Origin of the sequence: Actinoplanes sp. SE50/110, from assembly GCF_900119315.1 — a bacterium.
Classification (GTDB): domain Bacteria; phylum Actinomycetota; class Actinomycetes; order Mycobacteriales; family Micromonosporaceae; genus Actinoplanes.
On record NZ_LT827010.1, the window covers coordinates 2,100,386 to 2,115,496 of the forward strand.

General features: G+C 73.4%; 12 protein-coding genes. 4 read left to right on the plus strand and 8 right to left on the minus strand.

Annotation, left to right across the window (positions count from 1 at the left end):
- Positions 1-1,308 carry an alpha-hydroxy-acid oxidizing protein gene (locus ACSP50_RS09455; RefSeq protein WP_014688943.1) on the minus strand — a complete coding sequence of 436 codons (1,308 nt, stop codon included), beginning with the start codon at positions 1,306-1,308 and terminating at the stop codon, positions 1-3.
- A 79-nt stretch (positions 1,309-1,387) separates the two neighbouring features.
- Here ACSP50_RS09455 and ACSP50_RS09460 point away from each other — a divergent pair, with 79 nt between their 5' ends.
- The 4 genes from ACSP50_RS09460 (at position 1,388) to ACSP50_RS09475 (ending at position 7,677) form a co-directional block, all read left to right on the plus strand.
- A complete protein-coding gene (locus ACSP50_RS09460) occupies positions 1,388-2,872 on the plus strand; it encodes a DNA polymerase IV (RefSeq protein ID WP_099343719.1) in 1,485 nt (494 codons plus the stop codon).
- Positions 2,873-3,025: 153 nt separating this feature from the next.
- A complete protein-coding gene (gene ctaD / locus ACSP50_RS09465; protein ID WP_014688945.1) occupies positions 3,026-4,774 on the plus strand; it encodes a cytochrome c oxidase subunit I in 1,749 nt (582 codons plus the stop codon).
- Positions 4,775-5,371: 597 nt separating this feature from the next.
- Positions 5,372-6,571, plus strand: coding sequence for a hypothetical protein (locus ACSP50_RS09470; protein ID WP_014688946.1), 1,200 nt, complete (start codon positions 5,372-5,374; stop codon positions 6,569-6,571).
- Positions 6,572-7,110: 539 nt separating this feature from the next.
- A complete protein-coding gene (locus ACSP50_RS09475) occupies positions 7,111-7,677 on the plus strand; it encodes a TetR family transcriptional regulator (RefSeq protein ID WP_014688947.1) in 567 nt (188 codons plus the stop codon).
- Positions 7,678-7,760: 83 nt separating this feature from the next.
- Here the strand turns inward: ACSP50_RS09475 and ACSP50_RS09480 are convergent, their stop codons facing one another.
- From ACSP50_RS09480 to ACSP50_RS09510, 7 genes are all read right to left on the minus strand, one after another.
- Positions 7,761-8,114, minus strand: a complete 354-nt coding sequence (locus tag ACSP50_RS09480; protein WP_014688948.1) for an SdpI family protein — start codon at positions 8,112-8,114, stop codon at positions 7,761-7,763.
- A 243-nt stretch (positions 8,115-8,357) separates the two neighbouring features.
- On the minus strand, positions 8,358-9,335 hold the full coding sequence (locus ACSP50_RS09485) for a GtrA family protein (protein WP_155123459.1): 978 nt from the start codon (positions 9,333-9,335) through the stop codon (positions 8,358-8,360).
- Between the two features lie 349 nt (positions 9,336-9,684).
- Positions 9,685-10,305, minus strand: a complete 621-nt coding sequence (locus tag ACSP50_RS09490; RefSeq protein WP_014688950.1) for a TetR/AcrR family transcriptional regulator — start codon at positions 10,303-10,305, stop codon at positions 9,685-9,687.
- Positions 10,306-10,652: 347 nt separating this feature from the next.
- A complete protein-coding gene (locus tag ACSP50_RS09495; protein ID WP_043513813.1) occupies positions 10,653-11,513 on the minus strand; it encodes an NAD(P)-dependent oxidoreductase in 861 nt (286 codons plus the stop codon).
- 137 nt (positions 11,514-11,650) lie between these two features.
- The gene (locus ACSP50_RS09500) at positions 11,651-12,940 is read right to left on the minus strand and encodes a cytochrome P450 (protein ID WP_014688952.1); all 1,290 of its coding nucleotides are present in this window, start codon (positions 12,938-12,940) and stop codon (positions 11,651-11,653) included.
- Entirely contained in the window at positions 12,937-13,689 is a 753-nt protein-coding gene (locus ACSP50_RS09505; RefSeq protein WP_014688953.1) for a glycosyltransferase, read from the minus strand. Before ACSP50_RS09505 ends, ACSP50_RS09500 begins: the two co-directional genes overlap by 4 nt.
- Entirely contained in the window at positions 13,686-15,107 is a 1,422-nt protein-coding gene (locus tag ACSP50_RS09510) for a class I adenylate-forming enzyme family protein (RefSeq protein ID WP_014688954.1), read from the minus strand. The genes ACSP50_RS09505 and ACSP50_RS09510 overlap by 4 nt, the downstream gene beginning before the upstream one ends.
- Positions 15,108-15,111 lie beyond the last annotated feature (4 nt).

A 15,111-nucleotide genomic window follows, 5' to 3' on the forward strand; every position in this document is an offset into this window, starting at 1 on the left:
TCAGTCGACCTCCTTCATCGAGGGGATACCGCCGAGCGGCCCGGCCGGTTCAGCCCGGACCCGGTCGCGGGTGATCTCCGCGATGGTCCGGACCCCGGTCAGGGCCATGGTGAGGTCGAGCTCGGCGATCACGTTGCGGATCACCTCGGCCACACCGTGCGCGCCGGCCAGGGCGAAACCGTACAGGTGCGGGCGGCCCAGCAGCACCGCGTCGGCGCCCAGGGCGAGCGCGGTGAACACGTCGGCGCCGGTCCGGATGCCGCTGTCGAACAGCAGCGTCGGCTCCGGCCCGAGCGCCGCGCGGATCTCGACCAGCGCGTCCAGCGCGGCGACCGCGTTGTCCACCTGCCGGCCGCCGTGGTTGGACACCACGATCGCGTCGGCGCCGACCGCCAGCGCCCGCCGCGCGTCATCGGCGGTCAGGATCCCCTTGAGCACGATCGGCAGCCGGGTGCGCCCCTTCAGCGTGGCCAGGTGCTCCCAGCTCAGCCCGGGGTTCGAGTAGATGTCGAGGAAGGTCTCCACGCTGGCCCGGGGGATCGGCGAGCGCAGGTTCGCCCAGAACGGGCCGGGATGGTTGCGGGACATCCGCAGCAGCGCCCGGATCGCGCCGAGCGTGACCCGTGGCCGGTCCTGCGGTTGCCGTGCCCGCTCCGCGACGATCTCCCGGAAGACCGGGTCGGACGTGTACTGCGCGATGCCCAGGCCCCGGGCGAACGGCAGCGAGCCCAGGTTCAGATCGCGCGGGCGCCAGCCCAGCACGGTGGTGTCCAGGGTGACGACCAGAGCGCCCGCTCCGATCGCCTCGGCCCGGGCGATCAGGCTGTCGACCAGCCGTTCCTCCTTGCTCCAGTAGAGCTGGAACCAGCGCGGGGTGTCGCCCATCGCCGCCGCGCTCTCCTCCATCGGGTTGCAACCCTGATTGGAGAAGATGTACGGCGTTCCGGTGACCGCCGCGCCGGTCGCGATCGCCACGTCGCTGTCCGGGCCCATCAGCGCGCCGGCGCCGACCGGGGCGACCAGCAGCGGGCTGGGCAGCCGGGTGCCGAACAGGTCGACCGACAGGTCCCGGTCGACCGCGCCGGCCGCCATCCGGGGCACGATCGCCCAGCGGTCGAAGGCCGCCCGGTTGCGCCGCATGGTCCGGCCCTCGCCCGCACCGCCGGCCACGTAGGCCCAGGCCGCGGCGCTGCTCACGCGCCGCGCCCGGCGCTCCAGCTCGGCGAAGTCGGCCGGCACCACGGGGCGGCGGCCCACCGTGCCGGCCCGGTAGAGGGTCGACTGGCGGGTCAGTCCGTCCTGCGCCATCAGTCGGCTCCTTCGCTCCCGTCGTACCGGGAATGTCGTACCGGGAATGATGTCGTACCCGGTGGTTAGGCTGCGGATCGTGAGGGGGGATCCGAGCATTCTGCACGTCGACCTCGATGCGATGTTCGCCGCGGTCGAGCAGCGGGACAAGCCCTCGCTGCGCGGCAAGCCGGTGGTCGTCGGCGGGGTCGCCGGGCGCGGCGTGGTCTCCACCGCGTCGTACGAGGCGCGGGTCTTCGGGGTGCGCTCGGCCATGCCGATGGCCCAGGCTCGCCGGCTCGCCCCGTGGAGCACGGCCTACCTGTCGCCCCGCTTCGCCGCCTACAAGCGCACCAGCCAGGTGGTGATGCGCCTGCTGGCCGAGGTGTCCCCGCTGGTCGAGCAGGTCAGCATCGACGAAGCCTATGTCGATCTCGCGGCCGTCGGCGGCGACCTGAGCGTGCGGGCGGTCACCGAGCTCGCCACGGACCTGAAGGCGCGGATCGCGGTCGCCACCGGCGGTGTGACCGGCTCGATCGGCGCCGCCTCCTCCAAACTGCTCGCCAAGATCGGGTCCGACCTGCACAAGCCGGACGGCCTCACCGTCGTCGCTCCCGGTGACGAGCTGGCCTTCCTGCACCCGCTGCCGGTCAACCGGCTGGGCGGCGTCGGCCCGGCCACCGAGCAGCGCCTGCACCGGTCCGGCGTGCGCACCATCGGCGACCTGGCCGCGGTCTCCCTGGAACACCTGACCGACTGGTTCGGCCAGTCGCACGGCGCCGGCCTGTTCCGGCTGGCCCGTGCGCAGGACGACCGGCCGGTGGTCAGCGAGCGCGAGGCGAAATCGGTGTCCGCCGAGGAGACCTTCGACGTCGACGTCACCGACCCGGTCCGGCTGCGCCACGAGCTCGACCTGCTCGCCGCCCGGGTGGCCGGCCGCCTGCGCTCCGGCGGCCTGGCCGGGCGGACCGTCAACATCAAGGTCCGGCACGGCGACTTCACCACGCTGACCCGGGCGTTCACCCGCGACCACCCGACCGACGACGGCCGACTGGTGGCGCAGCTGGCCCGCCGGCTGCTCGCCGAGCTGGACACGTCCGGCGGGATCCGGCTGCTCGGCGTGGGCGTCTCCACGCTGGCCGACTTCGCCCAGGACGACCTGTTCGCCGAGGAGCACGCCGCGGCCGGTCGAGGGGCGCTGATCGGGCTGCTGCCGGCGGCCACGGTGCCCGACGAGCCGGCCATCGCGGCGCCCGAGGAGCCGGAGCCGGCGGTCCCCGCGGCGGAGCCGGCGGCCGGGCCGGTGGTGTGGCGGCCGGGGCAGGACGTGGTGCACGACGCGATGGGGGCCGGCTGGGTGCAGGGCAGCGGGCTGGGGCGGGTGACCGTGCGGTTCGAGGGGCCGCTGACCGGGCGCGGGCCGGTGCGGACGTTCGCCGTGGACGACCCGCGGCTGCACCCCGGCGAGCCGCCGGAGTGGGTGGCCGATCCGCAGCCGCGGCCGGGGGAGCCGCCGGATCGGGCGGACGATTCGGGGCCGACAGCGGGTGACCCGGCGGATGGGCCGGGCGCGGACGGGGGATGAACGACGTACCGGGCAACTATGTTGATCTTGGGGGTGGTTGTGCGAATGGCGCACCGCGGCGGGGTTGACCGAGAACGATGGCTGTGGCGCGGGTTGGCAAGGCGATTTGGGGGGAGTACGAACGGATCGAGTGCGTTCTCGCAGGAGGCCTGAATGACGACCGTCGCGCCGCGGCCGGTGCAGACCCGTTCCTGGCCGGTCCGCCGCCAGGTGCGTGGGTCATGGCTGGCCCGCACCATCCGCACCACCGATGCCAAGCAGATCGGCATCATGTACATGGCGACCGCCTTCGGCTGGTTCGTCATCGGCGGCATCCTGGCCCTGCTGATGCGCACCGAGCTGGCCCGCCCCGGCCTGCAACTGCTCTCCCCGGAGCAGTACAACCAGCTGTTCACCATGCACGGCACGATCATGCTGCTGTTCTTCGCGACGCCGATCGTGTTCGCCTTCGCCAACTTCGTCGTCCCGATCCAGATCGGCGCCCCCGACGTCGCCTTCCCGCGGCTGAACGCGTTCGCCTACTGGCTCTACCTGTTCGGCGGCCTGATCGCGCTCGGCGGCTTCCTCTCGCCCGGCGGCGCCGCCGACTTCGGCTGGACGGCGTACGTGCCGCTCAGCGGCGGTGGTCACTCCCCGGGCGTCGGCGGCAACATGTGGGTCGTCGGCCTGGCGATCTCCGGCGTCGGCACCATCCTCGGCGCGGTCAACATGATCACCACGATCCTGTGCCTGCGCGCCCCCGGCATGACCATGTTCCGGATGCCGATCATGACGTGGAACATCCTGCTCACCAGCCTGCTGGTGGTGCTGGTCTTCCCGTTCCTGGCGGCCGCCCTGTTCGCGCTCGCCGCCGACCGGATCCTCGACGCCCAGGTGTTCGCCGTCGCCACCGGCGGGCCGATGCTCTGGCAGCACCTGTTCTGGTTCTTCGGCCATCCCGAGGTGTACGTGGTGGCCCTGCCGTTCTTCGGCATCGTCACCGAGATCATCCCGGTGTTCAGCCGCAAGCCGGTGTTCGGCTACAAGCCGCTGGTCGCGGCCACCCTGCTGATCTCCGGGCTGTCGATGAGCGTGTGGGCGCACCACATGTTCGCCACCGGCCAGGTGCTGCTGCCCTTCTTCAGCCTGCTCAGCTACCTGATCGCCGTACCGACCGGGATGAAGTTCTTCGTCTGGATCGGCACCATGTGGCGCGGCCAGCTCAGCTTCGAATCGCCGATGCTGTTCTCCGTCGGCTTCCTGGTCACCTTCCTGCTCGGCGGGCTGACCGGGGTGCTGCTCGCCTCGCCGCCGGTCGATTTCCACGTGCACGACACGTACTTCGTGGTCGCCCACTTCCACTACGTGCTGTTCGGGACGATCGTGTTCGCCGTCTTCGCCGGCATCTACTTCTGGTTCCCCAAGATGTTCGGCCGGATGCTCGACGACCGGCTCGGCAAAATCCACTTCTGGCTGACCTTCATCGGCTTCCACACCACCTTCCTGGTGCAGCACTGGCTGGGTGCCGAGGGGATGGCCCGGCGGTACGCCGACTATCTGCCCGGCGACGGCTTCACCACGCTGAACACCATCTCGACGATCGGCTCGTTCATCCTCGGGGCGGCGACCCTGCCGTTCCTCTACAACGTCTGGAAGTCGTACCGGGTCGGGGAACTCGTCACCGTCGACGACCCGTGGGGGCACGGGAACTCGCTGGAATGGGCGACGTCGTGCCCGCCGCCGCTGCGCAACTTCGACCGGATGCCGCGGATCCGGTCGGAGCGGCCGGCGTTCGACGCGAAATTCCCGGAACTGGCGGTGGAGGGGCCCGGCGGGACGCCGGAGGAGGGGTCTCTGCTGCGGGGGGAGCAGCTGGAGGGTGGGCTCGAACCGGGCCGGCACCACAAGCGCAATTCGGACTAAAGCAGGTGATAGCAGCATTTGCCGGTATGACCGGATGATGCGGGGTTGGTCGGGTGACCGTAGCCGGATTTAGGAGTGGTCCGATGAAACGTCGGACACTTCCTCCTATGTCCGGAAGGACGTTTCATGCCGATCGCTCGTGCGGCGAAGAATGTTCCGTCGCTGACCGCGCCCCGCCGCGCCAACCGGGCGTCCCGTCCCCGGGGTGCCGCACCCGCCGTCGGAGCCGCCGCGCCCGCCGTCGCCGCAGCCGCGGCCGTCGCCCTCGCCGCGCTGACCCTGCCGGCAGCCCCCGCCGCGGCAGCCCTGCCCGGATCGACTCTCCCCGGGTCGGCAGCTCTCCGAATGGCTGGTTCCGATGCGGCTGCATCTGGGGCGGCTGGTTCTGGAGCGGTTGCGTCTGGGGTGGCTGGTTCTGGAACGGCTGCGTCTGGGGTGGCTGGTTCTGGAACGGCTGCGTCCGGGGCGGCCGGGACAGGGGCGGCCAAGTCCGGGGCGGCTGGGTCTGCGGCGGGCACGCCGGCGGCGGCTACCGAGGCGGCCTGCGGCATCGGGAAATTCGCGGCCACGTCCGAAGCCGACCTCGCGAAGATCACCGTGCTCGATCCGGGGCCGCTCGCCCCCGACCTGCCCGCCCTCGCCGACGTCCGGCTCGCCCCGGCCACTGGTGAGGTCGTCGCCGGCAACCACACCGGGCGCAGCGACGCCACCGCGAGCTATGCCGACGCCAAGCTGCTCGGCATGCACCTGCCCGGCCTCCCGCTGCACGACGCGGTCGCCGCCCAGCACGCCCCCGGCGGCCCACGCGGCCCGGTCGACGTCACCCTGGCCACCCTCAACGCCGGCGGCCTGGCCACCGCCCGACTCGGCACGGCCACCGCCGCCGCCACCTGGACCGACGGGTACCACTGCGGCCGCACCGGCCCGCTCACCCGCGCCACCACCATGGTCCAGGGACTCAGCCTGCTCGGCGGCGCCGGCGGAGTCCCGGCCATCCAGGCGGTCGACGCCCTCACCCACCTCACCCGGCGGACCAGCCTGCTCACCGTCGGCCCGACCGGATCCACGCGGAGCGCCACCGCCCTGGTCAAGCTCGGCGGGGGCCGGATCGGCGTACGCTCCGGGGCCGGCGTCGCCCTCGGCGACGTGATCCTGTTCTCGGGAACCCCGCAGGAGATCACCGCCAAGGTGATCAACCAGCCCACCCTGGAAGTGGTCGCCGGCGGCGACCGGAAACACTCCACCGTCACCTACCAACCGGCCACCCTCGCGGTCACCTCGGCCGGCAAACCCGTCCCCGGCCTCACCGGCGACCAGACCAGCGTCAGCCTCAACCTGCTCGGCCGCCTCGCCGCGGACCGCCCCGCGTCACCGCTGTCGGTACGGATCTCCGTCGGCAAGGTCACCCGGCACCTCAGCGACACCGTGGTCCGCGCCGAAGCCGCATCGCTGCGCGTCGAGGTCAAGCTCGGCTCGGCACACCTGCTCGACGTGGCGCTCGGCTACCTGACCGTCGCCGCCACCGCACCGTGCCGGATCGGCGCCCCGGTGCCCCGCGACCGGGTTCCCGCCACCGGCCAGCCGGGCGACACCCCGGGCGACACGCAGCAGACCACCCCCGCCACCCAGGTGGTCGCGACCACCACCCCGCAACCCGGCACACCCGGATCCGGATCCGGCGCCCTCGCCCTGACCGGCTCCAACGTCGCCGCGGTGGGCCTCGGCGGCCTGGCGCTCATCGCCGGCGGCCTGACCGCCCTCTTCTTCACCCGGCGCCGCTACACCGCCAAGCACTGACCCCTCCGCCTCGCTCCACTGCCGCCTTGTCCCCGCTTCGGCCGATCGCCGTCGTGACCGGCTTCTGCCTCGGCTCGCTGCCGCCTTGACCCGTGGCGGGGGCGGGGCGCAGGAATGCCGTCGGGTGTTGCCTCGTGACGCGTGGCATGGTTGGGTCCGCATCCACCCGGAACGGTCTCTCGTTGAGCCGGACGGATGTCGGCGTCGTCGGCAGGCCGGCGACCGAACCCACCCCGGCGATCGACTCCGGCGGTCGGCCACCGCCCCACATTCGTGGGGATTCGCTCCGGTGGCCGGCCGCCGGCTCTTCTTCCCGCTCCGCCTCCGGTCCTGCTTTCGGGCGCGACCGCCGGCGGTTGCCTTCACCGATCGACGCGTACGGGCTGACCCATCCGGCCGGCGGTCCCGGGCAGACGAGTCGGCTCATCAGGGATCCGAAGGTTCAGGCGGACGGCGCCGGGGTCGTCCGGGGTCGGAGGTCCCGGGCTGAGGGTGACGGGGCCCGATGGATGGTGAGGATTCCGCCATAAGATGATCGTGTGCCACCGCAGAACCTCCCGCCCCGGGACGCGATCCGCCGTGCGGCCGGGGACCTGTTCGTCCGGGACGGTTACGGCGCCACCACGGTGCGGGCCATCGCGGCGGCGGCGGGGTGCGACCCGGCGCTGGTGATCCGGCATTTCGGGTCCAAAGAGGGCCTGTTCCTGGCCACCGTCTCGGTGTCCGGCGACCTCACCGCGATCCTCGCCGCCCCGCTCGACACGATCGGCCGCGAGCTGGTCCGCTACGTTCTGGACGGCGCCGGCAGCCCGGTCGCCGGCGTCTACCGCGCGTTGCTCAGTGCCTCCGACCGCCCGGAGATCAAGGATCGCCTCCGCGCCTCCATGCACGACGTCTTCGTCAGCCCGTTGGCCGAACGCATCGGCGGCGCCTACCCCGAGCTCCGTGCCCGCCTCGCCGCCGCCCAGTTCGCCGGGCTGATCAACGCCTTCTGGCTGGTCGGCGACCCGGTCCTGGCCGACGCCGACCGCGACGCCGTGATCACCCTCTACGGCGACGCCATCCAGCGTCTGCTCACCTGCGACGATCCCGCCCCCACGGTCTGACTGCGCGGCGCGTTCGGTGACGCCGGTGCCTTGCGTCTGCGGGGTCAGGGTTTTCCGTGGGGGTGCTTCTGCGCTCGGGGTGGTCAGGATGAGGAACGGGCGGCGGTGTCGGCCCGGTGGGCCATCAAGGCGAGCAGGGTGACCATGCCGGCGTAGCCGAGGACGGCAGTCACCGTCACGACGGTGCGAGCGCCGGTGAAGGCCACCCCGAGGATGAGGATCGCGAAGCACAGGCCGGTGATGCCGAGGGCGCGGGTGAGGGGCTGGGCCGCGCGGTGGCCGGCTTTCCAGGCCTGGTCGCTGCGTTTGGTGCCGGCGGTGCGGATGCCGAAGGCCGCGTTGCGATCCAGCCGGTCGGTGTCGACGAGCCGGGCCATGATCAGGGCGAGCGCCGAGATGACGGCGAACGACGCGGCGATCGGGAGTGCGAGTGCCACCGGACGGCTCCTGTCGACGAGTACCTGATGCCGGGAGATCCTTTATACGGGTGTCGATGGCGAATGGTGGTCCCGGGTGGGCAGAACGTGGCGTATGCGTAAGTTGCCTCGTCCGGGGACCGTGTCGGACGCCACCCGTTCGAGGTGTGGGCCGAGCGGGATGACAACCGTCGGGCTGTTCCCGGTATGGGCACGCTGGTGGCGGGCTGCTTCCGGTGGACGCGGTGGAGACGGCGGCTGGTCTCAGCTGCGGGCGGTGAGGTGCCGGCGGCGGTTGCGGTGCCAGGTTCGGAGACGGCCGGGTGGGCGTTGATTGAGGACCCCTGTGCCGGGCTGGCCGAGGCACAGGCGGGCGGCCGGGATCGGAGCCATGGTGCCCAGGCAGGCCAGTGCGGCCAGTGGGAGGGTGCCGGCGAAAGATCCGTCGGCGGCCTGTCCCGGGACGCACTGCTGGGCGGTGCTGTGGGGTGCGGCCGGTTCGCCCGGGATGATGCGAGGGGGACGACCGTGGCGCGGCGCATTGCGGCGCCTGTCGTCGGAGGCGCCCGCGGTCCCGGCTGACGTGGCCGCGCCGACGAGCTGCGACGGGGGTGCCTCCGGGGCGAGGCCACCGACGGCGAAATCTCCGGTGCCCCGATCCGCGGTGACAAGGGCGCCGGGATCCACCGTGTCGAGATCGTCCAGATCCCCGGTACCTGAAGCACCCGCACCCGCAGCCTTCAGGCCGGCGGCGCGCGGGTCCGTGAGTTTCGGGGCTGCGGTGGTGGAGGGTACGGGGGTGTGGCGGCGGGCGGCGAAGACCCAGCCGCGGAGGATGACGTAGCGGGCGCCGCCGATCAGGCTGCCGGTGACGGCGAGGATCAGGGATTCGGTGAGCGGTGCCGGGTGCGGGCCGGCGATGCCGGCGAACCATGGGGCGACGGCCAGGTTGGCCAGGTACACCACGACCGAGGTGAGGCCGGCCTCGCCGTGGAGGCGGGCGACCGCGGTGGTCTTGACGTTGAAGGTGATGCGGCGGTGCGCCTCGGTGTTGGCCGGGGTGACCACCAGCAGCGCGAGCCAGCTGGCCCAGGTGGCGGCGAGGACGTCGCGGACCGAGACGTACACGATCGTCTGCAGGACCGTGCTCAACGCGCCGACCAGCATGAACCAGAGGAGCTGGCGGGGCACGGTCGCGTTCCACGCGGGTGGGCGGGCGAGCCGTCCGGATGGAGTGGGCATGACTGAACGCTTTCGGACAGCGACGATTACCGCCGTAGTGTCAACATCGTTGACTGCCGGTGTCAACGACGTTGACAGGGTGACGCGGGTTACCCAGTGCCATCGTTCGGTGGCACTGTGAGGTGGCTTCTGTCCGATTTCCCGGACGGTTTCAGGGTAGAAGATCCGGATTTGCGGTACGGCATTGCCGGGCCCGACGCGCGTGCCTCAGCGCATACTGCAACCTCGCCGTTACCCCGTCGTTTCCGATCAGGGATGTCACATCGCGGGACGGGGCTGACGTCGTACGCCGCAATCGTCTGGTGAAGCTCAGCGCACCCGGAGGTGGGCGGCGGCCCGGGCCGGCGGGTCAGGTTTGCGGCAGGCGCGGGACGTGGCCGGTCAACGCCAGATCGACCAACTGGTCGACGGTGTGCCGGTGCAGGGCCGCGGGGCGCCCGCTGATCCGGTAGGCGACCAGGCCATGCCACAGATCCAGCAGCGCGTCGACGTCGACGTCGGCCGGGAGATCACCACGGGCGATGCCCCGCTGCAGGACATTGCGGGCGATGTCCCGGCGCGGGGCGACCACCTGCTCGCGGAGGCGGGTGAGGGTGGCCGGATCGTCGTGCGTGGCGGCGACCAGCAGGGCCATCGTGCGGCCGTGACCGGCGGTCAGGTACTCGATGATCATGCCGAACAGGGTGGCCAGCTCGCGGCGGGTGTCACCGGTGTCCGGCACCGGCAGGACCGCGGAACGCTCGACGATCAGATCGCTGATCAGGGCCGGTTTGTGCGGCCAGAAGCGATAGACGGTCTTCTTCGAGACACCGGCCCGGGTGGCGACCTCGTCGATCGTGACGTTCAGATAGCCGGCCTCGTCGAGCAGGGTCTCGGCGGCGGTGAGAATGCGGGAACGGGCATGGGGGTCCGGCGGGCGGCCCCGGCGGCGGCCGACGGGCTCGGCCTCCGCGGCGCTCGTCGGGATCATGACGACTCCTCGGGGGAAGGCGGGGGTCAGGTGACCATCATGCCGACGTGATCGCGGGTGTCAATAACGGAACAGCGGGTTTCCCGGAGGTGTCCCAAGCGTTGGAAAACCTCGCGGATTTCCGAAACCCGCCGTTTCCTGATGGCGGCAGGGTGAGGCGTGGGGGTGGGCCGCCGGAGAGGGAGGATGGATCCTATCTTCCTAGGATGCCTGGCGGCCGTGAGGTGAGGCGGGACGCGCGAGGCGGGGCCGTGACGACGTGGCGGGACATGTGAGGCGCGGGCGCGACGACATGGAGCTGGACGCGCGAGGCGCGGGCGCGGGCGGAGCTTCTCGCGGCGGGTGGTTCATCGCAGGAAGTCGGCGAAGGTGCGGGCCGGTCGCCAGCCCTGGGACAGCGCTCGGGAGATGTTCAGGACGACCGGGGTGGTCAGTTGTTCCAGGGCGTACCGGGAAAGGGCGGCTTCGCCCCCGGTCAGGCGGGAGATCGCCGTCGCGACGGTGGCGGCCGCGCGGGCCGCGCCGAGCGGAACGTGCTGGACCGGCACCCCGCAGGCGGCAGCGATGATGGCGTCGCGGCGGTACGGTTCCGCGTCGGCGACGTTGTAGGCGCCGGCGGGCCACCGGTGTGCGACCAGGCAGGCGTCGGCCAGATTCTCCACAGCGGTCAGGCTGAGCGGAATGTCCGGGCCCGGCATCAGCACCCGGCCGCCGCGCACGGCGCGGCGCAGCCGGGGCAGCAGGTGCGGGTCGCCCGGGCCGTAGACCGCTCGGGGCCGCAGGATCACGGCGCCGCCGGCCGAGGCGAGGCGTTCGCCGGCGGCTTTCGATCGGCCGTACGCGGTGAGCCCGCCCAGTGGTTGGTCCTCCCGGATCGGGTGGGGGCTGGGGGTGTACACGCTGGCGCTGCTCACCCAGACCAGGGGACGGCCGGCGGCGGCGTCCAGGAGCCGGGCGGTGCCGTCCACGTTGACCGCGTGGAAGGCGGCCGCCGCGACCCGGCCGGGGGGCGGGTCGCCGACCGCGGCGGCCAGGTGCAGGATGAGGTCGGCGCCGGTCAGGTCGGGCAGGGTGCGGGTGGCGTCCCAGAAGCGGTGCTCGCCGACCGGGCCGGGGCGGCGGCCGAGACAGATGACGTCGGCGCCGGCGGCCGCGGCGGCGCGGGCCACCGCCGAGCCGCAGAATCCGCTGGCGCCGGTGACCGCCACGCGCGTGCCGGCAAGTCCGTTCGAGGCCGCCGGGCGCGTGCCGGCGGCTCCGTCCCCGCCCGCTACGCGTGTGCCGGTGGGTTCGTTCCCGGCCGCCGGGGGCGTGCCGGTGCGTCCGTTCCAGCCCGCCGGGTCGGTCATCGGGTGGGCGCCAGGGTGAGACGGGACCAGGCGGGGAGAGCGCTTCGCCGGTCGACGCGAGCGCTGACCACCCGCGGCCGGAACCTGGCCAGGGCCTGCAGGGCGTCGCTGAGCTGCAGGCGGGCCAGCCGCGCCCCGGGGCAGGCGTGCGGTCCGGTGCCGAAGACCAGCTGCGCGGTCTGCGCCGGCGCCGGGTCGGCCGGGCACGGTTGGCGGCGGTGCGCGTCGACGGCGTGCCGGGTGACCAGGATCAGGCGGTCGCCGGCCCGCACCGGGCAGCCGTCGATCACGCCGTCCGCCGCGGCGACCCGGGGCAGCAGCGGGGTCGGCGCGGTCACCCGGAGCATTTCCGACGTCAGCGCTTCGAGGTGGGTTTCGGCGTAGTGCCACAGGTCCGAGTCGGCGCACCAGGCCGCCGCCCGGGGGACTGCCGCGACCGTGGTGTTGATCGCCGCCACCGCGAGCATCGCCGACAGCGCCACCTCCCCGGAGGCGGCGGGAGCCGACGCGGCGCCGGACAGCGAAGCGGCCCCCGGAAAGGCGGTGGAGGCGCCGGCCGGAAAAGCGGCCGGGGTGGCGCCCGGAACGGCGGTGGAAGTGTCGGCCGGAAAGGCGGCCGGAGTGGCGTCCGGAACGGCGGTGGAAGTGTCGGCCGGAAAGGCAGCCGGAGTGGCGCCCGGAACGGCGGACGAAGAGCCGACCGACGGCGAGACCGCGGGCGGGGCGGCCGCCAGCAGGCCGGTCAGGCGCTCGGTGGCGACCCGGGCGGCGTCACGCCGCCACGGCCGCGGCAGCCCCGGCAGATGTTCGCGGGCGGCGGCGGCCGCCGCGGCCCGGGCCGCCGTCGCCAGTTCCCGCGGCGCCACGTCGACCCGCAGCAGCGCCGCCGCCGTCGCTCCCGCCATCTCGGCGGCCAGCTCGACGAGTTCGATCGTCCCTCCGCCGGCCAGCGGTGCGAGCCCGTGGTCCAGCACCGCGTTCCAGACCGGCCGCAGCCGGTCCACCTCGCCCGCGCCGAGTGCCAGCCCGCGCCGGGCCCCTCGATGCTCGCTGCCGTCCTGGTTGAACAACAGATCGCCGCCGGTGAGTTCGCCGGCCGCCCCGCCGGTGGTTCCCGCCGCGGTCCGGTCGAGTGGCACCCGGGTCAGGCCGTCCCGGAACGCCGTGGTGGAGTGCGCCAGCACCGTCGCGCCGATCCGGCGCACCCCGCGGCCGCGGGTGGCGGCGAGCAGCGCGAACAGCAGCGGGTGGCTGGACAGGTAGACCCGTCGGTCGCGTCGGCTCATCGGACGTGCACCTCCGCGGTGGTGTCCGGGCGCCACCGCCGGTCCCAGTACCAGAGCAGGGTCCGGCGCGCGCCCCATGCTCGCAGCCGGCGCAGGCTGGCCTCGACCACGAGGTCTTCGGCGCGCACGATGCGGGAGGTGTGCCGGCGGGCCCGGTTGAGCAGGGTGACGTCTTCGGATCCGGCTTCGAGGGCTTCCCGGGCGGTGCCCCCGCAGCGCTGGTACAGGTCGGCGGTCAGGGCCAGGTTGTGGCCGTGGATCAGTACGTACGGCGTACGGAATCCGGCCTGCCGGTGTGCCTTCCGGTATCTCCCGTAGAGTGCCGCCGCCCGGACCGCCGCCGGGAAGACGTACCGCTCGGCGAGGGTCGGCTGTTCGTCGCGGCGGGGGGTGCTGCGCCCGCACACCAGGTCGGCTCCCGCGGTCAGGTGGCGTCGCGCGGTCGCCACCCAGTCGGCGGCCGGCCGGCAGTCGGCGTCGGTGCGGGACAGCAGGGTGGCCCCGTTCGCGATGGCATGCCGGAAGCCGGTGTCCGCGGCGGTCCCGGCGCCCCGTTCCGGCTCGGTGACGATCTCGACCGGGAACGGCGTCGGGAAGGCGCGGACCACGGCCACCGTGTCGTCGGTCGACGCGTTGTCGACCACGACCAGGGTGAAGTCCCGGTCGGTCTGGGCGGCCAGCGCCGCCAGAGTGGCCCGGATCGAGGTGCTCTCGTTGTAGGCGGGCACGATCACCGCGAGGGTTCTCATCGGCACATCGCCGCCGCCGCGGCCCGGTCGGGTTTCCGGGAGCGCCCGGTGAGCGGCACCGTCGCGAAGACGATCCGGTCGGGGCGGGCCGATCCCATCCGGTGCAGGGGTTCGCGCAGGGCGGCGCGTACCGCTGTCTCGTCGGCTCCGGGCGCGGTTTCCACGATCGCCACGACCTCCTCGTCGCCGTCGCCGGCCGGCACCCCGACGAGGACGGCGAGGGCGACGCCGGGTACGTGCAGGGACGGTTCGTACAGGCCGGGGTAGATGTTCTCGGCGCGTCGCAGGATCATGTCCTTGGCCCGGCCGGCGAGTACCACCCGGTCTCCGTCGAGGCGGGCGATGTCCCCGGTGGACACCCAGGCGTGGGGTTCGGCGCCGAGGTAGCGGTCGCAGACGCCGGTTCCGGCGAGTTGGAGTTCCCGCCGGTCGGTGAGGCGGGCGCGGACTCCGGGGAGCAGGGTGCCGACCAGGTCGCCGTCGCCGGAGTGGGCCGCCTTCTCGGCCGCTTCGACGGCGGCGGCCGGGAAGACCTCGGTCAGCGCGTACACACACCAGGCCTCGTCGGCGCCGGCGGCCCGGACCCGGTTGAGCAGGGTGGCGGTGACCGGTGCCGATCCGCTGTAGACGCGGCCGCGCATCGGCACCCCGGCGTCGAGGGCGGCGCGCAGTTGCGGCGGGGTCAGGTAGGTGGCCTGCGGGCACAACCCGGTGATCTGCCGGGCCAGGTCGCGGGGCCGGCGGGCGGGTACGGCGACCGGCGCGCCGCCGGCGAGGGCGGGCACCATCACGAAGAACATGCCGCCGAGGACCGGTACCCTCGGGCGTGGCCGGACCAGGGCGGTCACCGCGCGCATCCCGGCGCCCAGCCCGGCCCGGGTGTGCACGACCGCGCGCGGGCTGGTGGTGGTGCCGGACGTGAAGATCACCACCGCGTCGCCGTCGCCGTCGAAGACCGGTGGCGGGGTGTGGCCCGGGGCCAGCGCCGGCGCGGATCCGGGGAGTCGCCGGCCGACGGTGGCGACCGGGGCGAGTCGGGACAGGTCGGGCAGGGCCAGGCCGGCCCGGCGGGCCAGGGGCGCGGCCCAGCCGGCGACGGCCTGGGCGGCGGCGTCGGCCAGGATCAGCGACGGGCGGGCCAGGCTCAGGCGGGCGAGCAGTACGTCGGGGCCGGCGGACGGGTCGAGCACGGCGATCCGCAGCCCGATCCGGTAGGCGGCGAGCAGGACCGCCAGCGCGCGCGGCCCGGGGCGGACCGCCACGCCGAGGGTGTCGCCGGGGCGCAGGCCGCGGGCGTGCAGGGCCGCCGCGTACCGCAGCCGTAGGTCGGCGAGGTCTCCGCGGGTGATCCGGCGGCGGCGCAGCAACGCCGTGGTGTCGTCGCCGGGCCGCAGGCCGGCGTCGAGTTCATCGAGCATGACG